Annotated in this window: 17 protein-coding genes and 1 tRNA gene; 6 read left to right on the plus strand and 12 right to left on the minus strand. The window is 50.6% G+C overall.

Translation table 11 applies throughout. From position 1 onward, the window contains the following. Positions 1-3: 3 nt before the first annotated feature. From NUV48_10125 to NUV48_10150, 6 genes are all read right to left on the minus strand, one after another. Positions 4-2,217, minus strand: coding sequence for an AAA family ATPase (locus tag NUV48_10125; protein ID MCR4442495.1), 2,214 nt, complete (start codon positions 2,215-2,217; stop codon positions 4-6). Next, entirely contained in the window at positions 2,218-5,373 is a 3,156-nt protein-coding gene (locus NUV48_10130; protein ID MCR4442496.1) for a DEAD/DEAH box helicase, read from the minus strand. It lies immediately after the preceding gene. After that, positions 5,370-6,164 (minus strand): hypothetical protein, encoded by a 795-nt coding sequence (locus NUV48_10135; protein MCR4442497.1) that lies wholly within the window; start codon positions 6,162-6,164, stop codon positions 5,370-5,372. The genes NUV48_10130 and NUV48_10135 overlap by 4 nt, the downstream gene beginning before the upstream one ends. Next, on the minus strand, positions 6,161-8,227 hold the full coding sequence (locus NUV48_10140) for a type I restriction-modification system subunit M (protein ID MCR4442498.1): 2,067 nt from the start codon (positions 8,225-8,227) through the stop codon (positions 6,161-6,163). The genes NUV48_10135 and NUV48_10140 overlap by 4 nt, the downstream gene beginning before the upstream one ends. Before the next feature lie 485 nt (positions 8,228-8,712). Next, on the minus strand, positions 8,713-9,039 hold the full coding sequence (locus tag NUV48_10145) for an ATPase (protein MCR4442499.1): 327 nt from the start codon (positions 9,037-9,039) through the stop codon (positions 8,713-8,715). Positions 9,040-9,210: 171 nt separating this feature from the next. Further along, complete coding sequence (locus tag NUV48_10150; protein ID MCR4442500.1) at positions 9,211-9,786, minus strand: HD domain-containing protein; 576 nt, start codon at positions 9,784-9,786, stop codon at positions 9,211-9,213. Between the two features lie 224 nt (positions 9,787-10,010). Between NUV48_10150 and pckA the strand changes: the two genes are divergently transcribed. Both pckA and NUV48_10160 read left to right on the plus strand, forming a co-directional pair. Next, positions 10,011-11,576, plus strand: coding sequence for a phosphoenolpyruvate carboxykinase (ATP) (gene pckA, locus NUV48_10155; GenBank protein MCR4442501.1), 1,566 nt, complete (start codon positions 10,011-10,013; stop codon positions 11,574-11,576). A gap of 108 nt (positions 11,577-11,684) precedes the next feature. Continuing rightward, positions 11,685-11,769, plus strand: a tRNA-Leu gene (locus NUV48_10160). 242 nt (positions 11,770-12,011) lie between these two features. Here NUV48_10160 and NUV48_10165 read toward each other — a convergent pair. The 4 genes from NUV48_10165 to NUV48_10180 form a co-directional block, all read right to left on the minus strand. Continuing rightward, positions 12,012-12,428 carry a secondary thiamine-phosphate synthase enzyme YjbQ gene (locus NUV48_10165; GenBank protein MCR4442502.1) on the minus strand — a complete coding sequence of 139 codons (417 nt, stop codon included), beginning with the start codon at positions 12,426-12,428 and terminating at the stop codon, positions 12,012-12,014. Between the two features lie 110 nt (positions 12,429-12,538). Next, positions 12,539-14,146 carry a chaperonin GroEL gene (groL, locus tag NUV48_10170; protein ID MCR4442503.1) on the minus strand — a complete coding sequence of 536 codons (1,608 nt, stop codon included), beginning with the start codon at positions 14,144-14,146 and terminating at the stop codon, positions 12,539-12,541. Positions 14,147-14,204: 58 nt separating this feature from the next. Then, entirely contained in the window at positions 14,205-14,492 is a 288-nt protein-coding gene (gene groES, locus NUV48_10175; GenBank protein ID MCR4442504.1) for a co-chaperone GroES, read from the minus strand. A gap of 257 nt (positions 14,493-14,749) precedes the next feature. Then, the gene (locus NUV48_10180; protein MCR4442505.1) at positions 14,750-15,916 is read right to left on the minus strand and encodes an HD domain-containing protein; all 1,167 of its coding nucleotides are present in this window, start codon (positions 15,914-15,916) and stop codon (positions 14,750-14,752) included. A gap of 281 nt (positions 15,917-16,197) precedes the next feature. Here NUV48_10180 and NUV48_10185 point away from each other — a divergent pair, with 281 nt between their 5' ends. From NUV48_10185 to NUV48_10200, 4 genes are all read left to right on the plus strand, one after another. Further along, positions 16,198-17,160 (plus strand): EamA family transporter, encoded by a 963-nt coding sequence (locus tag NUV48_10185; protein ID MCR4442506.1) that lies wholly within the window; start codon positions 16,198-16,200, stop codon positions 17,158-17,160. A gap of 134 nt (positions 17,161-17,294) precedes the next feature. Beyond that, positions 17,295-18,368, plus strand: a complete 1,074-nt coding sequence (locus NUV48_10190) for a DHA2 family efflux MFS transporter permease subunit (protein MCR4442507.1) — start codon at positions 17,295-17,297, stop codon at positions 18,366-18,368. A 352-nt stretch (positions 18,369-18,720) separates the two neighbouring features. Continuing rightward, a complete protein-coding gene (locus tag NUV48_10195) occupies positions 18,721-19,170 on the plus strand; it encodes a hypothetical protein (protein MCR4442508.1) in 450 nt (149 codons plus the stop codon). Positions 19,171-19,228: 58 nt separating this feature from the next. Next, the gene (locus NUV48_10200) at positions 19,229-19,693 is read left to right on the plus strand and encodes a hypothetical protein (protein MCR4442509.1); all 465 of its coding nucleotides are present in this window, start codon (positions 19,229-19,231) and stop codon (positions 19,691-19,693) included. A 40-nt stretch (positions 19,694-19,733) separates the two neighbouring features. Here NUV48_10200 and NUV48_10205 read toward each other — a convergent pair whose 3' ends face one another. Continuing rightward, the gene (locus NUV48_10205; protein MCR4442510.1) at positions 19,734-21,452 is read right to left on the minus strand and encodes a diguanylate cyclase; all 1,719 of its coding nucleotides are present in this window, start codon (positions 21,450-21,452) and stop codon (positions 19,734-19,736) included. Then, positions 21,445-22,566: an FIST C-terminal domain-containing protein gene (locus NUV48_10210; protein MCR4442511.1), complete on the minus strand. Its 1,122-nt coding sequence runs from the start codon at positions 22,564-22,566 to the stop codon at positions 21,445-21,447. The genes NUV48_10205 and NUV48_10210 overlap by 8 nt, the downstream gene beginning before the upstream one ends. Between the last annotated feature and the right edge of the window lie 224 nt (positions 22,567-22,790).

The raw sequence follows: 22,790 nt of genomic DNA on the forward strand, positions 1-22,790 counted from the left end.
TTCTTATTCTCCACCGACTAACCTAAGGGTCCGCTTCACATAGCCGTGCAACTCGTCCTCGTTGATCGGTTCTATGTCGTCGTCCGGATTCTGCTGATGATGGTACCTCTTGGAGTAGTCGTTTATCGCTTCAAGTTCGGTTAGGTCGGCCTTGGCTTGTTGCAGACCGCTTGTCTCATCAGCCGCTCGTATTTTGGCAATGAAGTCACCAAGCCACTCGTTCGGTTGAAAGTGTCCAGGAAAACGGGTTCTCAGCAGGCCTTCAAGGAAGGGCCTAATGGCTCTGGCAACTGCGCGGGGGTCGCCTTTCCTCTCCCGGTAGAACGCGCATAGTACCGAGTAGTCTTTCATATAGGAGCTTTGCACCTCAGCTTCGATGTCACATTCCCCTATGACCGTGGCATTTCCTGCCTTGCTCATTTGGAGGGTCTTGGCGTTAGTAGCCGCCGAAGGGCACTCGTCATAGAGCAGCTTCAGGAATAGCGGATCGTGCGAAAGGACGACAACCTGCTGAGCCGAATCCAAGAGCCGTTGAATGAGTTGCTGAGTGGAGGTTCGGCGGAATCGGTCAAGACTGGTAAACGGATCGTCAAAGACGACAATTCTCCGCCCGATGTCCGAATCCTGTTTTAGCGCGGCCAGAAAGAAGGCCAAGGCCAAGGCGCTCCGGTCGCCGGAACTTAAAGCCGTCTTGAAGCAAGGCGTTCCGGCAGGAGTACGCGGGTCGCCGAGGTCCAAAGGTTTCTTGTTGATCTCGATTTGATAGTGTGAACTCGGTGTGCCGCCTCTGTAGAGATGGCGGGTGTTGGTGATGCGGAAGCCGGCGTTGAACTGGTCGAGGTACTCATTGATCGACTTTTCGTATGCGCTGAGAATGGTCTGGCAATACTGGTCGAGTTGCTGACGTGCCGTGTTCTTCTCCTGCTCAAGGCGTGTTTTGAGAGCCACAGCCTCCTGATAGGCCTTACAAGCCTCCGCGATTTCTGGTTCAAACCGCTTTTTCCGTGCCTCCAGTCGAACCAGTTCGTTCTTAACCGCCGTGATGTCGGGCTGTGAGCGCGCGGCAGCCTTCTGCTCGTTAACACGCGAATTCACCGCGTCCACGGCCGCGTTGTATTTAGCGACGGCCGTTCGCAGGGCATCCACTTCCGCGAGGGCCGTAGTGAATTCCGCGTCCAACTTGACCGACTCGGTCGGGCTTTCCTGCTTTCTCGTGGCGAGCTTCAGGCATTTTTCGTGGAGTGTGGCGTACTTCTGCTGAATGTCCGGGAAAGAAATATGAGGCAAGTCAACAGCAGTGAACTGCCTCCAAAACTCCGCGAGGGCCGCGTTGGCGGCGATTGCTTGCTGCACCGAGCTAAGGGCCGCCTCACCAATGGCACTGTTCACCCGCTGGGTCAGTTGGGCGACTTCCTGCTTGAGGCCCCTGTAGGCCGCGCTGAAGTGCGAGCGATAAGCCGCGATCAAATCGTTGGCTTGCACCCCTTGCCCGCAGAAGGGGCACCGGTCATCTTTGACGTAGGCCAAGCCCTGCGACAGCCAGGACTCGCCTTGGTGCTCCATCTGGTGTCGGGCAATCTGTTCTCGTACCTTCCTTTCGGCATCGACGACGATATCCGTCAGTTGCTTTGACAGGACCTCAGAGAAGTCAGACGGCAGGGAAGGGAGTTGAACCTTTACAAACAGCTGCTTCGCCTGAATCTCGCCGGCTTTCGCGGCGGCACGCTGCCGGTTGCTCAACTCCTCAGTCTTCTGTCGTATCTGCTCCTCGATATCAGCGAGAGGTTGCCATCCCAGGTAGTTATCGAACGCGATACCGGGCGGCACGTGCTTGGAGATTGATTCCTTCTTCTCCCGTAAATCCGCGTTCACATCTCGGATTTGCCCGTCCAGCTCCTCAATCTTCCTGGCAAACTGGACGCCTTGCGCCCCTACGATGACGCGGTAGAGGTTCTTTTTGTGTTCATGCTCGACATAGTCGCCGGAGTAGACGTTCTCATTCACGAACACGGAGTCAAAGATGAGGATGTCGGGATGTGAGTTGGTCCAAGCATTGCCGTCGAACTTGTAGTCGGCATTGTTGAGCCGGATGTGCACAAATGGCGCATCCGTTGCCTGCCCCCAGGGTCTGTCGCTCGGAGATGAACTCGGGCTGGCCGCTTTGCAGGGAGCGAAGTATCGCACAGAGAGTTGTCTTGCCACGGCCGTTTTCTGCAATCATAATTCCCCCTCGATGATCGACCAGACGTGATGATAGCTCTTGCCACGCTCACCGAGTACCTCTTGCCACGTTTTGACATCTGCAGCGCGAAGCTTCGCCCGTATTTTGTTGAGTGGTTCGGAGCCCCTAATGCCAAGCGTTCGCGCGAGCGGGGCTGCGGCCATACGCGGAACGCCTAGTAGCCGTAGGGCCAGTGCTTCATCGGAGTTTACTCCGTAGTACACGCGTGCCGGCAGGTTTCTCAAAGCTTTCCGCTCTTCCTCCGTCATGGTCTCAAACGAACCATGAAGCGTAAGCGACTGCAACGCGGCAAGACCCCATGATGCAGTCTGCGTCAGACGGCCGAATATGCTTTGGCAGCACCGAGTCATGGCATCAATCGGGTCGGTGCCACCGCCTTCCTTTGTGAAGTATTCAGCCGCCATATCGGTAAGCGGGCGACCCTGCACCCAATCGCAGATGATGCGCGCGAGCGTGTCGCCATCGGGTTTGGGTCCACCTGTCACCTCCTTGAGTTGTTCGCGGAGCTCCGGGACCTCAAGAAGGACTCCCATCATTCGCCGGAGATCGTCACGGCGCGTAGTAAACAGGTCAGGGGTCCAGACCTCGCTCGTCACGCGCGCCTGGTTCAGGCGGACAAGGGTGTTGGCGACCGACTCCCACGAGAAACCCGTCGCGTCGACGAGGTTCAACGGCTTACCCTTGATGCGTTCGGCGTAGTTGTAGACGCCCTGAACCAGCTTGTCCGCCCAGCCCTTGTGACTCCTGCGTAACGCCTGGAAACCCAGGGTTCCGCGCAGCACCTGCTCCACCTCTGCAGCGAAGCGTTCATGGTTTCCAATCTGACGGTACGTGTGCGCCAAGTACTGCAGGAACGATGACCAGCCAGGCTGCGAAGCTAACGTCTGGAGTTGCAGAAGGCTCCCGCTCTCGGCGACCTGCTGCACCATCTCAATGAGTGTAGAATTGAGCACTCCAACAGAACGATTGATAAACTCTCTAAGCTGCTCTGTTTTGGCATCGTTATTTCCGGCGAGCACTATGTTCCCGATATCTTCCTGGTCCACACGCCCAGCTCGTCCCGCGATATTCCAAAAGTCCTCGGGCGGCATGTCCTGGCCGTACGGATACTGATGGCTTGCGAACACGACCCCTGATACAGGAAAGTTCACCCCCTGGGCAATCGTTGTCGTAGCGACGAGCACTCTCAGCTTGCCTTGCTCGGTGAGCCACTCGACGAGTGTACGGGTATCCTCGGAGAGTCCGGCGTGGTGGACACCGACACCAAACTCGAGCAAGGAAATGAGAGGGAAGTCCTGGCCCATCTCGTCAGCAAGAAACTGCAGGATGTGGGTAAGGTCCGGGTCAGCATCCGTTAACCGGTTCTCAGCGACCTTGAACGCATTGGCCACACTCCAACTGTTCCGAGGCGTGTTGACGAGCACGATCACCGTCCCACGACGCTGCAAAACCTGCGCGGTCGCGGCAGCAAGCTTCCCTGGCGAGCCAGACACATCGGACCAAGACAAACCGAGGGGCCCTTCGTCCCCAAGCTCCAGCGTCTCAGGTATGCTCAATGTGTTTCGGGTCGTGTGCTGTGTTTCGAGCCGAATCCCGAAGCCACGTCGCTTCTCACCTCGCACAGGACGAGCAATGGAGATGACGCGGTCGTTCGGACTCCACTCGATGCCTAACTCGATACTCTTGTTGCTGTCGGGCGACAGCCAGCGGGCAATGTCCTGAGCGTTGGGGATGAATGGCGTGAGAAGTAGAAATTGCGCGTATCGGCATTCCCTGTTTATAGTGGCCAGCAAAAGCTCCAGCTTGAGACCTCGGGCTTGTGACGCAAGTCCATGCGCCTCGTCCACTACAACCAGCGTCAAAGGCCGCCCAATCTTTTCCTCCCATCCTCCACGCACCAATAGATCGAGCTTCTCAGGCGTTGTAACGAGAATGCGGAACTGTCGTCCCTCGTCCCTATCGGTAAGCATGTCCGCTTCAATTCCGTCAACCTCTAGGGCGGGGCTGACTTTTTCAACAATTACGTCCAGCGGTGAAAAATCACGACGGAGGCGAATCGTAAGCTGATTCACCAGCGCTCTCGTTGGCGCAAGGTAGGCTACCCAGCCCCGCTCGTGATCGAACTGGTTGAGTGCCTGCAGGATCCGGAACTCTGCAATAAACGTCTTGCCACTTGATGTGGGCAGGCTGACGACAACAGAGCGATGCCCGGAGCCCAAAAGGCCCTCTTCGCGAAGCGTGCGCCGCTGAGGTGGTAGCATTTCAAAAATCGGCTGTTTGCGGTTGCGTGAGACGACTGATTGTACAAACTTTGTCACACGACTGTTCACTGCCCGCGTGACGGTCCAAATACTGTTGTCAATCATGGCCCGGGCAGTGCGAGCCAGCAGGCGGGCAAACGTCTCGCGCTCCATCAACTGGCCCTTCGCCGCCATTGTGATGGCGCGATCGAACTGAGCCTCAAGCTGCTGGCGAACGTCGTAATGCCCTTCGATCGAGCCCTGGCAGAAATAGGTGCCCAAGATTTCCGCTGCCTTTGCAAGGTGGTACTGCGACATCAGCTCCCAGGCAGGACGTGCGTCCTTTCGGCGCTCAGCCTCCTCAAGGAAGTCGGGCTCTCGTTCCCGCTGCTTTGCCCGAAGCTCCGCAATGCCTGACTGCACGCCGTCGAGATCCTCCCAACCCTGTTTGCGCAGAAGCCTGATCCAGATGTCCAACACCGTTGCGCTGACTTGATCACCCCAGTTAGCCGAATTATGGTAAATGGATTGCGTATTAAATGTTGACAGCAACCTCCGGACATCAGGGTTCCGATCGCCCAACACCCCCAGACAACCGATGCGGACCAACTCAGACGCCTTCTGTAGCGGCTTGTCTGGAAGCGGCAGTGCCCTCGCCACCTGGAACGCCTCAGCCGCGGCTACACGCAGGGCCTCCGTGTCATCTGATTCCAGCAGATCAAAGACACGCAATTCCAAGGCATTCGCAACAAAGCGAAGCTTATTGTCCGAGACGACCGTGGGGACGCCGACGCCGAGAGTCGATGCGAGCCGCCGGCGGGTCGCTTCATTGTGAACCTCGCGCTTTTTGTCAGCGCCAATCGAGTCAAGTATCCACGAACCGCCGTTCATGGCCCCTCCTCCTGCAATAGTTTCGACCAATCAGAAATGGGGACCGGCAGGTACCATGCAAAGAGTTTGGTTTTGGTCGGCTCAAGGAGTTTCTGCGAGAGCCACTTGCCGCGGCGTTGGAGGTCGTCCTCGTTGGGTGTCGTATCGCGAAGAAGCACCCCGACGATCAGCAACTCTTTGCCCTCGGATGCGAGGAAACGCCCGACCGCCTGCTCATATAAAGTCCGAAAGGGCTCGTTCGTGCAACGGGCGCAGAGCCACTGGAGTAGCGTCCGCTGGATATCCAAAAAAGCCGCGCACTTTTCGAGCTGCCACGCCATCCCGCTGCCGCCGTTCATTACGTCTGGCGGTGTATTTAGATCGGATGATGTTTTTACCTCACCGAACACGAGCAACACCACATCGTCATGTTTACTAAAGCCCACGAGGTCGGCTCCTGGCAGGCTAGCCCGCGGCGTACGCCGGTCTCGAACTGTGTTCCATGGCCAATGAATATCAAGTTCAGAATCAGTCTTGAGGATGCACTCGGCTAAGGCTTCCCCGATCTCCCATCCTTGAAACTCGGGAACTACCTGCAGTAAGCGCTCGACAAACTCAGTCGCCATGCCCGTGGTGGCCAGAGCCCGTAAGTCTGCTTCGAATCCCAAATCCGAATCATATACCCGAGGTTTCACAACCTCCTGCAAGTATTTTGCGAAACGCTTGGCATCGTCGACATGCCGTCCACACCAGGAGATGTTGCCGTGACTCCCGGAGTAACAGGTGATTGAGCCGAGAGCAGTACCCATCACTTGCCTGTCCTCCAAATTAACTTCTCGAGTCCCTTGGTATTGAGACTCCCACTGATGATTTTCTCCAACAACCCCTTAGCCTCCTTCTCCACCGCCAGCAGGTCGGCGCGGATTTCTTCCAGCGGCCGCAGGGCCTTTGGCTTGTAAAAGTATCGGTTGAAGTTGATCTCGTAGCCCACCTTGACGCTGGCCGGGTCGTACCAGGCATCCGGCGCGTAGGGCAGCACCTCGCGGCGCAGGAAGGTCTCGATGGCCTTGCGCTGGTCTTCCGGGCTCGGCAAGTAGCCCGGTTGATGGCATGCCGGGCACTCGAGGAACGGGATCTGCTCGCTGTCGCGAAGTTCCGTGTCAGGCTCGTATTCCACCACGCGCGGTTTGCTACCGATGACAACCTCAAACAGCCCGCGCAGCGGGTCAGGCGCCGTGCCGGGTTTGTGGATTTTATTGATGACCGGCGGTGCGTCGTCGGCACGTTCAGCCGTTTCCCGAAGCGCTTTGATCTCCTTAGGAGTGTAGGCGCGCTCGGGGTCGATACCTTTCAAGCGCAGGGGGCGCTCCACCGTCACCTTCCAGTAGCCGAAGGCCGCGTTGGGGAAGATCTTGGACTGCGCGGTCTCCTCGAATTTGAGGAAGGTATCGAGGATGCGGCGGATGTCCTCTTCGGACAGCTCGCAGTTCTTCTTGCCCAGGTTCTTGCGCAGGGGCTTGTACCACTGCGTGGCATCGATGAGCTGCACGCGGCCTTTGCGGTGCTCGGGCTTCCTGTTCGTGAGCACCCAGACGTAGGTGGCGATGCCGGTGTTGTAGAACATGTTGAGCGGCAGGGCGACGATCGCCTCGAGCCAGTCGTTCTCGATGATCCAGCGGCGAATGTTGCTCTCGCCCTGGCCGGCGTCCCCCGTAAACAGCGACGAGCCGTTGTGCACCTCAGCGATGCGACTGCCGAGCGGGGTGTCGTGCTTCATCTTGGAGAGCATGTTCACCAGGAACAGCATCTGCCCGTCGCTGGTGCGGGTGATCAGCGAAAGCTCCTCGCCCCGTTGCTGCACGACAAATCGTGGGTCCTTGATGCCAGCCTTGCCGCCCATGCGTTCCAGGTCGCTCTTCCAACTCTTCCCGTAGGGCGGATTGGAGAGCATGAAGTCGAAGGTGCGGCCGGGGAAGGCGTCGTTGGATAGGGTCGAATGCTCTGGTCCGCCCACGATGTTGTCGGCGGCATCGCCCTCGCCCTTGAGCAAAAGGTCGGCTTTGCAGATGGCGTAGGTCTCGGCGTTGATCTCCTGGCCGAAAAGGTGCACCGAGACCTGCTTGCCGCGTTCTTTCGCCAGTTGCAACAGGGTTTCCTCGGCCACCGTGAGCATCCCGCCGGTGCCGCAGGCACCGTCGTAGAGCAGGTACGTGCCGGATTCGATCCTGTCGGCGATCGGCTCGAAGATCAGGCGGGCCATCAGCCTCACGGCGTCACGCGGGGTCCAGTGCTCGCCGGCTTCTTCGTTGTTTTCCTCGTTGAATCGGCGCACCAGTTCCTCGAAAATGGTGCCCATGGCGTGGTTATCGAGGCCGGGCAGCCGGACGGTGCCGTCGCTGCCCCGCACAGGGTAAGGACTCAGGTTGATGGACGGGTCGAGGAACTTCTCGATGAGCGTGCCCAGGGCGTCGGCTTTGGCCAGGCGGGGGATTTGGTTGCGGAACTCAAAGTTGTCGATGATCTCCTGCACGTTGGGCGAGAAGCCATCGAGGTAGGCGCGAAAATCCGCCTCGAGTTGCTGGCGGCTGGCACGCGCCTTGAAGTCGCGTAGCGTGAAGGGAGAGGTGTTGTAGAAGGCTTGACCAGCGGCCTGTCGCAGAGCAGCGTCTTGGTGTACGATCCCCGCTTTGTCGAGCGAAGCTTTCATGTTGATCACGGACTGCTTGGTGGGCTCCAATACCGCATCTAGTCGGCGGATTACGGTCATCGGGAGAATGACATCGCGGTACTTGCCGCGCACGTAGAGGTCGCGCAACACGTCGTCGGCGATGCCCCAAATGAAATTGGTGATCCAGGTCAGTTGGCCGTTTTCCATGTTAAACTTTCCTCCACAAAGGTTGCATGCTTTACTAGTGGCGGCGGCACGCCGTATTTCCAGCGCTTATCCTCCTGTTGTCGCTCCCCGCCCCACTCCTTCATGTTAAAGGACGGATTGGAAGCGTCCGAGAAATATTTCAAAAAGAACAGCCTCAGGATAAACCGAAAGTTTTACGAAACAGCGGGTTTTTAAATGTTCAAACCGTAAAGACGCATACTGCCGCAACTGCCTTTTTTTGTTTTATTCGCCAATCACCGCCATTTTTCCTGCCGAACCCCTCACAGCGTCAATTATCTCTTCTTCCCCATTTTCTCAGCTGGTGTTAGCGCTCGTCACGGGGCAGGCGGCTTCCCTTCGCCCGCATCTTTTCCATTGTTCGAGCTTCTTTTTCTATCGAAATAGTACCCGATATGCCAGCAAGTTCTCATGCCGCTCGTGTTGAGCGGCATGAGAAAAAGGCCGCAAACCTCATTTAAAAACCACTACCTCGAAGGCTTGTCCACTGTTTCTTGGGTAGACACGACCCTGTGCGGCGCCGTCCCATCGATAATTGCCGCACCTACGGCTGGCACCGCAATGGCGTCCAGTGAATCATTATCTGAGGAGCAATAAAAGAACTCCACATCATAGCCCCTGTCCACCAAGTCCAAGCCGGTATTTTTCATAAACGTGGACTTCCCTGTTCCCGGACCTCCTTTAATAATGAACACTCTTTTTGCTTCCGGTCCTATAATGTGTTCAAAAAATGAAAAAAACCCCTCCGATGTGTTGTTGCCGGGGAATGCCCTTCTGACCCTGCCTTTTCTCAACTCCCGCCATCTCCTTTCGATGTTCAAAGAAGTTAAATCAATTCTTAATACCAGATTATGCGGAATAAACCTTTCTAGTTACATAAAACAAGGCAATTGAAAGGCGGGAACAAAATAAAAACAGCTCTTCACAATTATGAGCTGCTGATCGTCCGGTTCATTTGTTCCGGTTTACAGCCTGGACTGCCTGCGAAGTATCCTCATGAGAGCCAAAACAACCTCATGGTCGTAACCAGGCCTGTACAGTTCCTTGATAATATCCTGCATTTTCAAGGGAGGACGATAAGGACGCTGCGTGCTCATGGCGTCAAACACGTCGGCAACAGCCACAATCCTGGCAGGGATAGATATCTCGTCACCCTTCAAGTTATATGGGTACCCCGAACCGTTGAGCCTCTCGTGGTGGAGGCTGATCCCTTCGAAAACCTGTGCAGGCAGATCAGACCAGTTAATATTAATAAACCTTGTTCCCAGCTGGGGATGGTAACAAATCATATAACGTTCCTTTTCGGCAAGTTTTCCCGGATAATTAATCATCTCCGGCATGAACACCTTTCCGACGTCGTGCAGCAGGCCGGATAAAGCAACATAAGAAACCTCCGGTTTTTTAAAACCCAGTTCTAGGGCAATGAGCTCGCACAGTTTTCCGACTCGAATGCTGTGTTCCCAAGTGCCGGAGTCGCACTTTTTCATTATTTCCTGCAGAAAATTCCTTAATAACTGCTCCTGCATATTTCGGCTCAGCATAACTCCCTCCACCGTTCTGCATTCCATATCTAGTGTATGATTAAGGAACACTCACTAAATATATTACTATATATTGTCACTTTTTGCAAACTATTAGGGAAAAAATCCTTTATGCAAAAGGAATTTTGTAAGCTTTTCAGGTTTTTTGATTCAGTTTTTAGTTTTTTTGATGTAAAATTATGAATATGATTTCCATGACAAACCTTTTAGTTGGAGGGATAACAATGTCTGTAGAAAAACTAATACGGATAAAAGACCGTGTTAATTTCAACCTGCCGGTGCCCAGGCTTATCGAACTTTCCTTGGCATGCAAAGAAGGGAAACTTACGGATACCGGAGCTCTCAGCGTAAACACTGGAAAATACACAGGTCGCTCACCAGGAGACAAATTTTTTGTGGAAGAACCAACCAGCATTAGCGAAATCAACTGGGGCCCTGTCAACCAGCCCCTGCCGGAACATTGTTTCCGAAAACTCTATCAGGATGTTGTTTCCTACCTTGAAAACAAAGAGCTTTTTGTCTTTGATGGGTTTGCGGGTTCCGACCCCCGCTGCCGGCTTCGCATACGTGTTATCAATGAACTGGCCTGGCAAAATCTTTTCATCCGCCAGCTCCTTATCCGCCCTTCCGCCAGCGAACAGGCCTCTTTCCGGGCCGATTACCACATAATTTGCGCTCCCGGTTTCAAAACAGACCCTGCCGTACACGGCACCAATTCCGAAGCGGTTATCTGCTTCAACCTTCAAGAAAAAATCATAATTATTGCTGCCACTTCTTATGCAGGTGAAATTAAAAAATCCGTGTTTACCCTCATCAATTACATCCTGCCTAAAATGAATATCCTTTCCATGCACTGTTCGGCCAATATTGGAAATAACGAAGACGTCGCCCTGTTTTTCGGCCTCTCCGGCACGGGAAAAACCTCCCTTTCCGCCGACCCCGGCAGACGGCTGATCGGGGACGATGAACACGCCTGGTCCAGGCATGGCATTTTTAATATTGAAGGCGGCTGCTATGCCAAGTGCATCGGTTTAAACGCCGCCGACGAACCGCAAATTTGGAATGCCATTCGCTTCGGAACGGTACTGGAAAACGTTGTTGTTGACGAAACATCCCGCACAGCCGATTACAGCTCCAGGGTAATCACTGAAAACACACGGGCAGGATACCCCATTGAATACATCCCGGACCCCGTTATCCCGGGAATAGCCGGTCATCCGCAGACAATTTTTTTCCTTACCGCCGACGCTTTCGGTATTTTACCGCCAATTGCCCGGCTTAACAGGGAACAGGCCATGTACCATTTTCTCTCCGGTTACACAAGCAAACTGGCGGGAACCGAACGGGGGATTGAGGAACCACAGGCAACCTTTTCCGAATGTTTCGGGGCTCCTTTCCTTCCTCTCTCCCCTGTAGTTTATGCCAATCTCCTCGGTAAAAAACTCGCCGAGCACAAAACAAGGGTATTCTTGGTCAACACCGGCTGGACCGGCGGTCCTTACGGGGTCGGCCAGCGTTTCAGAATAGCTCACACACGGGCTATTGTTAAGGCCGCGCTGGAAGGGGTTCTTGATAGCGTCCCTTACCGGAAGGACCCGGTTTTTGGTTTCGAAGTGCCGCAGGTCTGCCCCGGCGTGCCCGAACAAATCCTCACACCTAAACACACCTGGCCCCAGCCATCCGAATACGATGCAAAGGCCCGTGAACTTGCCGCCCGCTTTATCAATAATTTCAAGAAATTCAAGGACATCCCGGAAAATATCCTCGCCGCCTCACCTGTTGTTGTTTGACCTTCCTCGCTTCTTTCCGGAACCGCGGAACACAAACCGCGGAACTGCGCCTTGACATAAACTATTGCCCGTGTTAATATATAACTTGCTCGATTTTCTAACAAAGGAGCGGAAGTGCTGGAATTGGCAGACAGGCACGTTTGAGGGGCGTGTGTCGAAAGGCGTGCGGGTTCAAGTCCCGCCTTCCGCACCAAATTCCTTGTATTATCAAGCTTTGTGGGTTTTCGATTAGGAAAACGCGCAAGGCTTTTTTTCATGTTGAGGTTTGTATAATGAAATGGGAAGCAATTCCTGGCTATAGAGTATATTACAGCTTCACTGAAAACGGCCAAAACAAAACTGCTGCATCAATACCTCAGCAGTTTCGTACGGCGTATGGTTACAAGTTCTATCTTTTTAGTATAAAAACAAGGCTGACGAGGTTTCTCGAAATAATTACTCCCCAATTATTTTTACCAGGACCCTTTTCCTCCGCCTACCGTCAAATTCCCCGTAAAAAATTTGCTCCCAGGGGCCGAAATCAAGCCGCCCGCCTGTTACAGCCACCACGACCTCCCGGCCCATGACCGAACGTTTGAGGTGCGCATCGGCATTGTCTTCATACCCGTTGTGGCGGTACTGGGAATGAGGTTTTTCCGGAGCCAGCTTCTCCAGCCATTCCTCGAAATCCTGGTGAAGGCCGGTTTCATCATCGTTTATAAAAACGCTGGCCGTGATATGCATGGCGTTGCAGAGCAGCAGGCCTTCCCGGATACCGCTTTCCTTCAAGCATTTTTCAACCAGGGGCGTGATATTCAGGAATTCCCGCCTTTTTTTTGTTTCAAACCACAGTTCTTTGCGGTAGTGTTTCACAAAAACAACCTCCCTTTTCATAACCATATCTGCGTAGCAATGACCGCCAAAGTTGAACAAAAAAAGCCTGAGGCAATGCGCTGAACGGCAGCCTCAGGCTTTTAGTTGCCTTAATAATCCATGGGCGGCATAGGCGGCATGTTTTCTTTTTTGGGTATATCCGTGATCATGACATCGGTGGTCAGGAGTAAAGCCGCGATGCTTGCTGCGTTTTGCAGCGCGCTGCGGGTAACTTTGGTCGGGTCCACAATACCCTTTTCCATCAAGTTAACATATTCGCCGGTAGCGGCATCGAAACCATGTCCACCGGGAAGGCCTTTCACCTTCTCCACCACCACTGAGCCTTCCATCCCGGCATTGGAAGCGATTAGACGCAAAGGTTCCTCCAGGGCCCTCTTTACGATCTGGACGCCCAGGGTCTCGTCCCCCTGCAGATTAAGGCTGTCAAGTGCTTTGGAAGCCATTAACAGAGCAGCGCCGCCGCCCGGCAAGATACCTTCAGCTACGGCCGCGCGGGTGGAGTTAAGTGCATCCTCCACGCGCATTTTTTTCTCTTTGGCTTCAGTTTCAGTGGCAGCCCCAACTTCCAGCACAGCGACTCCGCCCGACAATTTAGCCAGTCGTTCTTCCAGCTTCTCGCGGTCATAGTCGGATTTTGTCTCTTCTTTTTCTTTGCGGATTTGGGCTATCCTTCCTTTGATAGCATCCGGATCGCCAGCTCCGTCGATGATTGTGGTGTTTTCCTTCTCTACTTTGACCATCCTGGCCTTGCCGAGTTGAGCCAGTTTCACGTTCTCCAGCTTGTAGCCAACTTCTTCGGAAATCACCTGCCCGCCGGTGAGAACGGCAATATCGGCAAGCATGGCTTTGCGGCGGTCACCGAAACCCGGAGCTTTCACCGCGACGCACTTTAAGGTGCCGCGCAGCTTGTTCACGACAACTGTGGCCAGGGCTTCTCCTTCCATGTCTTCGGCAATAATCAAAAGCGGCTTGCCTTCCCGGATCACTTCCTCTAAAATTGGCAGGAGCTCCCTGATGTTGCTGATCTTTTTATCACAGATAAGGATGTATGATTCTTCCAGGACAGCTTCCATCCGCTCGGTGCTGGTCACCATATACGGAGAAATATAGCCCCTGTCAAACTGCATTCCTTCCACAACTTTCAGATTGATACCCATGGTCTTGCCCTCTTCCACGGTGATGACCCCTTCGCGGCCCACTTTTTCCATGGCATCGGCAATAATGCTGCCGATTTCAGGGTCATTGGCGGAAATGGTGGCTACCTGGGAAATTTGAGACCTGTTTTCCACTGGTTTGCTTATGCGGTGAAGCTCATCCACAAGAGCGTTTACAGCCGTTTCAATTCCTTTTTTAAGAAAAACCGGGTTGGCTCCTGCTGCAACGTTTTTCAGTCCTTCCTTAATAATTGCCTGGGCGAGCACCACCGCTGTGGTGGTTCCGTCGCCGGCAACGTCATTGGTCTTGCTGGCTACTTCTTTCACCAGCTGGGCTCCCATGTTTTCATTGGGATCCTCGAGCTCGATTTCCTTGGCAATGGTTACACCATCATTTGTTACTGTCGGGGAACCGAACTTTTTAGCAAGCACCACATTACGTCCTTTGGGCCCCAATGTAACTTTCACGGCATTGGCCAGTGTGTCCACGCCCTTTTCAAAAGCCCTCCGGGCCTCTTCCGAATAAATCAAAGCTTTCGCCATCGATTTGTTCCTCCTTTCATTTCACCGTATAGCAAGATACTCTAAATCATCAAAGTGGTTAAATAAGGACGGCCAGGACCTCGCTTTCTTTCATTATATAATACTTTTTCCCGTCCAGCTTGATTTCTGTGCCGGCATATGTGGAGAAAATTACACGATCTCCCGTTTTAATCTCCATGGGAATACGCTGGCCCTTGTCGTTAACCGCTCCCGGTCCAACAGCCAGGACTTTTCCTTCCTGGGGTTTTTCCTTTGCCGTATCCGGGATAATGACCCCGCCAGGACTGACAGTGTCTTTTTCCAGGGGCTCAACTAAAATCCTGTCAGCAAGTGGTTTAACATTCATCAGTATTCACCTCCCGTTGGTTTTGTTAGCACTCTATCGTAGTGAGTGCTAATATCTAATTGCATTATATTTACCGCGCAGTACTGCATTCAAGGGATAAAAATTTGAAAAATGCCGTGGGGTGCTAAATTAATCATGATTATCGCAAACTAGCTTATAATATCTTATCCGGACGCATGCTTTCTCGCTTATGCAGGGAAATTTTAACTCCTATTATTATTTATTTCCCAGTAAATTGACAATTATGCCTTAAAAACTTACGATCGGATTTCAACATCTAAAAAAATACTTTCGGTGGCAGTTTCCTCAATTGCCTTTTGGTTGTCTTTAATAATGCCGACAAAAACATCAACTATCAACGGATCGAACATTTTACCTTTCTCCTTATAAATAATATCAATTGCTTCTTTATGCGTTACAGCCTGGCGATAAACTCTTTCTGAAATTAAAGCCTCGTATACGTCGGCAACACACAAGATTCTCGACGCCAAGGGTATTTCATTACCCTGTTTGCCGTATGGATAACCTTTGCCGTCATATCTTTCATGGTGATAAAGAATATATTCCGCCACATTTGAAAGGAATTTAATATTTTTCAGAGCATTATATCCTATCACCGGGTGCATCTTAATTATTTCAAATTCATCATCCGAGAGCTTGCCAGGTTTTTGCAATATTGCTTCCGGGATACCGATCTTTCCGATATCATGCAATATAGCTGAAATGGAAATGTCTCGAATAACTTCACTTGATAGATTCATTTTTCGGCCGATTGTTGTAGCAATATTACAAACACGCATGCTGTGGGAACCCGTGTAATTATCACGACTCTCAATAAGTTTTGACATCGAAATTACTGTTTGTAAATATGTATCATGTTTTTCCTTTTCTAGCTCCATCTTCATTGTCATATCCAGTGTAATTTCCAGCGCGTATTTTATTGATCCTTTGTTATCAAATATTGGTATGGCCGTTTGCTCAACATAAAGTTCCATTTCTTTTGAAACGCTTATCTTTTTGTTTCCTTTATGGATTTCTCGAGTTTGAAATGTTTTTTTTACAAGACAATCCGAACATATGTATTCTGACCCAAAAACTTCATAACACTTTTTCCCGATTAATTTAGAAGGTTTTGCCCCTACCAGCCTTCCTGCTTTTTCATTTATCATTAGAATATCAAATCTCGGCGATACGGCAACTAGAAAGCAAGGCACATTTGAAAATAGGTTTTTGAGCAAAACATCTTTCTCTCGAACATGATTTTTTTCATAAAAATAATCAAAAACAATATATATAATTAGCAATAAACACAATAAATAAAACCACCTTACTGCAATTAATCCCGTTAAGTCAAATCTTTTGTTATAAACTGTTGATAAATAAATAAAAATAATGGCCATGATAAGAAATGCTAAACGTTTCATGAATAAGTAGTCTCCTAACTGCGTTTTTTTATTATATAATTATATTTAATTTTAGTCTATTGGTCCTATATTTTCTGCCGCTTACGTCCTAATTCGCCATTGCAGTAATAATTCCTGCCTCTTAAAAAAATTCATATACCGTAAACACTGTTAGTATTTTCTTCTTTTGGTCCTTGAAAAGGAGTTAAAATGTGTTAAGATATTCTCATTGGTTCAGTGAGTAATACTCTTCCAATTTACAAGAGCGGTAATCGTGTTTATGATGAAGGAGAAAATGTATTATGCGTCCAACAATAAAAATTTCTGGCCAGTCGCTATCCGTGCCAGGATTGATGAATCTTCTGGTTGTATACCTTGTCTGGAGCAGTACATACCTGGCTATTCGAATAGCCGTGAGGCCAGGCAGCGGCTTTACGCCTTTTGCTCTGGGAGCATCGAGAATGTTAATTGCCGGCCTGATCCTCCTGGGGTTAGCCTATTGGAAAAAGCAAAGGATCATTCCTACCGCAGCCGAACTATCCCGGCTAGCCGCATCCGGCATTTTTCTCTGGCTTGGAGGAAACGGCCTTGTCATTTGGGCCGAACAGGTGGCCGACTCCAGTTTTACCGCCCTTATGGTCTCATCCGCACCCATTGCCGCAGCCGTCATTAATGCTGTGATTGCTCACCGTCTTCCCTCTCTTCGCTTAATGGGCGCTCTATTATTGGGCTTTGGAGGACTGGGCATCCTGGCAGCCCCTTCCATGCTTAAAGGCGTTTCCCTCGAATTTTACTCCAGTTTGGCTCTCTGCTGCGCTCCCGTTATGTGGGCTATCGGCTCCGTTCTTCAATCGCGTCACCCGCTGGAACTATCCGCCACAGCATCTTCTGCCTATCAACACCTGTGCGCTTTTTTTGGCTTTCTGCTGGCAGCCCTGGTACTCGGTGAACCCATCCCTCATCCCACCACGGAAGCGTTGATGGCCTGGTCTTACCTGGTGCTTTTCGGTTCGGTTCTCTCTTTTACTTCTTATATCTCCAGCCTGCGTCTATTGCCAATCCATATTGCGATGACTTACGCTTATGTTAATCCGGTTATTGCTCTTTTCCTCGGTTGGTATTTCCTGGATGAACCCGTTACCACCTGGACACTTATTGGAGCGGCCTTGGTGGTTTTGGGAGTAATGGGCGTCTTCCGGCAAAAAAACCACCAGCAGCGTAAAGAAGTGCCCAAAAGCCTATGCGAAACCGTTAATACCCGCTAATACATCTTTATTTGTTCGACAGCAGTCAATATGTTTATTAAAAATGCTTGCGAGTTTTTATTTTAAAGAAAACACGTAGGCATTTCTATTTATTTTTACCTTTTTTCTACATTAACAAATCGGCTGGCAGTGTTATGATATTTTACGCAATTGCTCCACGCGATAAAATAGGGAAAGCCATGGGAGCCTTCGGCATGGTTTTTGTAGTGGCACCCTCCATTGGACCTACTCTGGGAGGTTATCTTGTGGAGTATGTCAACTGGCGCTGGATTTTTACCATTAATATACCGGTCGGCGTCATCGGTTTATTCCTGGCATACCTGGTGATACCTGAATTTAAAGGTATAAACCCGGGCAAATTCGACCTGTGGGGTGCCCTTACTTCCGCATCGGGTATGTTTTGCCTTCTATTCGCTTTATCCGAAGGACCATCCTGGGGCTGGACCTCTGAACCAATCGTTTGCTTGTTTTATTTCAGCCTTGTGTCCTTCGTCCTCTTCATTTACCACGAACTGCATACTCCCGAACCTTTACTCGATTTACGCATTTTTACCAGCCCGGTTTACACTGTCGGCAACGCGGTCCTGGTTGTTTTGACCTTCGGCATGTTTGGAGCGCTTTTTTACATTCCGGTATTTTTGCAAAGCGTACGTGGTTTAGGCGCCCTGCAGTCCGGAATGCTGATGCTCCCGCCCGCCCTGGCATCCGCAGTAATGATGCCCATAAGCGGCGCCCTATACGATAGAATCGGCCCCAGGCTGCCGGTACTGACAGGTATCCTACTGCTTGCGCTCAGCACCTTCCTTTTTTCAAAGGTGGACCTCAACACACCATTGAGCACCATTATCTTTTGGAATGTATTGCGTTCCATGGGAATGGGTTTGACGATGATGCCCACGCAGGCCTCGCTGATGTCCGAAATCCCGACGGAAAAGGTAGGACGCGCCTCAGCTGTAAACAATATCATTGCCAGGGTATCCGGCTCATTTGGAATAGCCGTGCTGACCGGTATTATGACCGGCCGAATGGCGCTCCACACTGCCAATCTAAACTGGGCAATCTCCGCCTCAAACCCGCTGGTTTACGGCCAGCTGTTGGAGCTTTCGGAAAGCCTTGCCGGTTCAGGTCCGGAAAGCGTGCCGCTGAATAACATAACCTTATCAATTATTGGAAAAAAATTTGCCAGATGTCTTTTGTCCAGTCGATGAATGACCTGTTCATCATTACTTCCGCATTTGCGCTGCTTGCCTTTTCCCCGGCCTTGATACTGAAGAAAGGCCATGATAAGGCTCGTGCCAGGGAAACTGTAATTGAATAAGACAAAAGGAGGAGCAAAATGGGCAGGAAAAAGATAATGGCCCTGGTCATTCTGGCAATCCTGACCGGGGCTGGTTTAATAGCCTTGTACTTTGGCTATAACTCATATTAGTATGTTTCGACGGAAGGTGACCCAGTTGATTCCGGTAAAAATCCGCTTCCCGGAACTTCCCAAGCTTAATGCCAAGCTGGGAATGAACGTCACGGTTAGAATTCACATAAGGTAAGGATGTGCAACTATTTATGAAAACGAGTAAATTTTATAAGTCTGCCATGCTGATCGCCGCCTTGCTCATTGTCGTGCTGGTTTCGTTCCTGCTTGTTAAACCGGCGGCCCGGTTGCAGGTTAAAACCGTTTCCGTTCCTGCCGGCCAGTTTTTCCCCATCGAAATAAGCGTTGCCAATACCCAGCTGCTCTTGAAAGCTGGTATGACTGCTTATGCCAATATAGTCGTGGAAACCAGCCGGCCAATACTGGCGATATCAAAAAACGCACTGCTGGAAAGAGACGGCCGGCAGTATGTATTCGTTTTGAAGGACGGCAGGGCTAAGCTTGTTCCCGTTCTCACCGGGTTAAGCGGCGAGAATGATATAACCATCCTGGAAGGACTGTCAAGAGGCGATCAGGTTATCGTTTCTGGCGCCGGCCAGGTAATGGAAGGCCAGCCGGCTAAGGCCAAATCCTTTCAGTAAATATTTTAATACAAACTGGTTATCATAAATCTAAACATTATTTATACCGGTGATTATAATGCCCAAACAATTTATACCTTTTATCCCTTTAATCTATACTTTAATTTTTGCCCTGATTCTCGTGGCTGTTGTGCCCAGAAAAGATATTCACCGGCTTTCCATTTACGGAATCCTTTTTGGGGCAATAGGCGATGTTTTTGTAATTATTTCCGGAAAAGTTTTCGGCCTGTTCGAGTATGTTAATTACGAACCTTTCGGTCTTATGGGCATACCCTTCTTCGCTCCCATCTCCTGGACGATCTATTTCATACTATATTTCTATTTCATGCCAAAGGAAAGGCCATTTATATATATTTATGTAATCTCCGCCATAGGATACAGCATCTTATTCGGGAACCTGCTCGTAAACCTCGGGCTAATGATCTATCATTACAACAGGCTTATCCTGCCTTTGATCACTTTCTCCTTCTGGTTTGTTTTGATCACTTGGGGCTACTTGAAATTGACAAAAACGAAAACCTAAATTCTCCATAAGCCTCCCTGCATTGCACCATACGCCATTTTTAAGCATTTTTGACCTCTTCTTGCGAAAAAATCCGGATAAACCTTTCCACCAAAAAGGGGTCAAACTGTGTCCCTGCGCAGCGCTTTAATTCGTTTACGGCTTCCTCGTGAGACATAGCTTTCCGGTAAAGCCGGTCGCTGGTCATGGCTTCATAGGCGTCAACAATCGCCAGAATACGGCATTCCAAAGGGATCTCCATCCCTTTCAGCCCAAGGGGATACCCGCCGCCATTCCACCACTCGTGGTGTTTCAGTATCCAATCGGCTATAGCCGCTAAGTCGGGCGACGACTGGGCAATCCGGTAACCTATTTCGCTGTGTCTCTGCATCTTTTTAATTTCGTTGGGAGTAAGGGGTGATTTTTTTAATAGAATGCTATCGGGTATCCCAACCTTGCCAATATCGTGAAAGCGGGCCAGCAGGCGCAAATCCGAAATGTTCTTTTCGGATAGCCCTATGGCTGAAGCCATATCCAGGGCAAGCTTCTCCACTCTCTCCGTGTACCCTTCCGTGATAAAATCTCTCGCCTCCAGCGCGCTCATAAGCGCCTGAACTATCGTGTTGCGGTTGCTAAGCCGTCTGTGCAGCTTTTCACGGTACATATTATTATCAGCTTCCCTGTAAAGATCCGTAATGCTGGTTGCGCTGTCATCCCTGACGGCAAATCCCACCGAAACGCTGAGCGGCAGGCCTGATCTGGCCTCATTGTGTTTGACGATGCCTTCCCTGATCCTGCGGTATCCTTCTTCCATCTGTGCATCCGTCACATTTTTGAGAAGCACGGCAAACTCGTCTCCTCCAATACGGGCTATAACGCCGTTCTCCCGGAAAGCGCCTTTCAGCACCCTGGCGGCTGCCCGGAGCAGCTTGTCCCCGCTGTCATGCCCAAGAGAGTCATTGATAAGCTTGAGCCCGTCCACATCACAAACAAATATCCCTATTCTTTCCTCTTTTTGATTAATTTGCTTTATTTTTTGTTGAAAAAAAGTACGGTTGTGCAAACCCGTTAGCGAATCATGAAGGCTGAGAAATTTTAACTTCTCCTCCAACTGCCTGCGCTCTGTTATCTCCTGCTGCAACTCCCGGTTTGCTCTTTCCAAATCCCACGTCCGTTCTAGCACTTTTCTTTCCAGCTCGTCCCGGGCTGTGCGCAGCTCTTCTTCCGCTCGCTCGCGCTCGCACATTTCCAGGTGAAGTTTTTTATAAGCAAGACTCCCTTCTATTGATATGACGAATTTTTCCAAAACGTTTCTTAGCTGATTAATGAAAATATCATCAAAACCGTAATCCTCTCTTTTGGAATACAATTTCAAAATTCCCAAATCACCAAGAGCAAAAACTATACAGGAACCGCTCTCCACCTCCCTGTGCTTCGCCGTCCTAATAACCGCATTTTGCTTATTGTTCAGGATGAGATAGCCCTTCTTATTCACATTTTTAAAAAGAAAATTCTCCAGCGACATTGTTTTTCTTTCCTTGGTATAGCAGTCAGGAACCGCATAAACAAGAGTCGCGAAGCCATCATCTTTTTCCCCGGGCAGGTGCTTGTTTTTAATCCACAGGGAAACAAATCCCAGATTAAAGCGAGCCATCAGTGTTTTTAAAAAGTTGTCGCAGTTTTCGACAAGATCAAGTGACCTGCCGATGGACAGAGACAACTCGTAGAGGATCGACATATCTCTAATACCCTTTGTAAAATCTATGCTGTTTTCACTCATACAAGACACCCACAACTATGGTTTTATTGAAAAATTCCAGAAACCCTTCACCGGAGGAAGATATTTCGCCCAAAGAAAGAATCCCCTGCAAAGGCTGGTTCTTTAACAGCTTTTTCAGCACTTCTTTTACCGCGCCAACCTCTTTGTCAAAAGCCTCCTCCAGGAACAGGACCCTGGAAATGCAGTCAATAACAAAAGGCATTTTTATATCCTTGCCCATGGCGGGTATACATTCCGTAGCGGCCTTGACCGCTGCGTTCAGCAGCGAATCACCGCTGCCTTTCAAGATGCCAAGAACAGTATTCTCAGGTACCTCGCCGACACAAACCAGTTCTCCCCGTTCGTTTACAGCGATGGGATCACGCACAATATTTTCCGCACCCTCTTTTAAGATGCCGAAAGGATATCCCTTGGCTATCTCAAAGAAATTATCGCCGGCAAACATCTTTTTGCTGTCCATTTCCACAACCCGGCGATAAACGCTGAATGCCGGCTCCCAGTTCAACTCGGCAACCACGTTCTTTTGGGTGCGGGTGGCAATCAGGGGACCCTTTATCAACTCCCAGCCGTGTTGCACGCCTAAACAGCTCTCCCACCGGATAAAACACACAACAGCTGCATTCAAAAAAAACCCTTCCTCCGTAAATATGCACGGCTTCTGTTCGAGGCTGAGCGAACCGGCACCGCCGCCCAGGTAATTGACGGCATTGCCCAGCTTGTTGAAAACAGACATGAGAAACAGTGATATGTTCGCGGCTAAACCGTCCACCATGATCAGCGCAGTATACTTTTTCTCCATCTGTTCATGGATGTTTTCCCATTCCTGCGGCAAAGAAAAACTCTCTTCTTCCAATCCACTGATCAAAAAAGGTTTCTCAACAATGGGTACACTGAGCACGAGCGCGCCTTTACGGCAACTTTTTTCGCCATAAATCAGCCCAGGGAAAACGCCGCCGAAAAAACTTATGCCGCTGCTGGACAAAACTTCAATCAATTCCGAAATGTCCAGGGAATGTTCCTCGGCAAGAAGAATCATGACGGACTCGTCCCGCCCGACCTTTTTTTCTTTAACCGCCGCCAGTATTGACTGGACCGTAGGTTCAGGTAAATACATCTTGAAACACCCTGCCTCCGCTCGGCCAATTGTAAATTGTAGTCCCATTCCAATAATTATATCTATTACTATTGTTCTACATTTTTCATTCATTTCCTCTATTATTTGATACCATTCCATTCCCCTGGCAGGCAAAAACAAAGCACCGCACCAATCATGTAGACGGCATATAGAGCTAATTGCTATGTTCAGGGGGCCAAACAGCACAAGCGTTGAAAGGAACG

This window comes from Peptococcaceae bacterium (genome assembly GCA_024655825.1).
Lineage (GTDB): Bacteria > Bacillota > Peptococcia > DRI-13 > PHAD01 > JANLFJ01.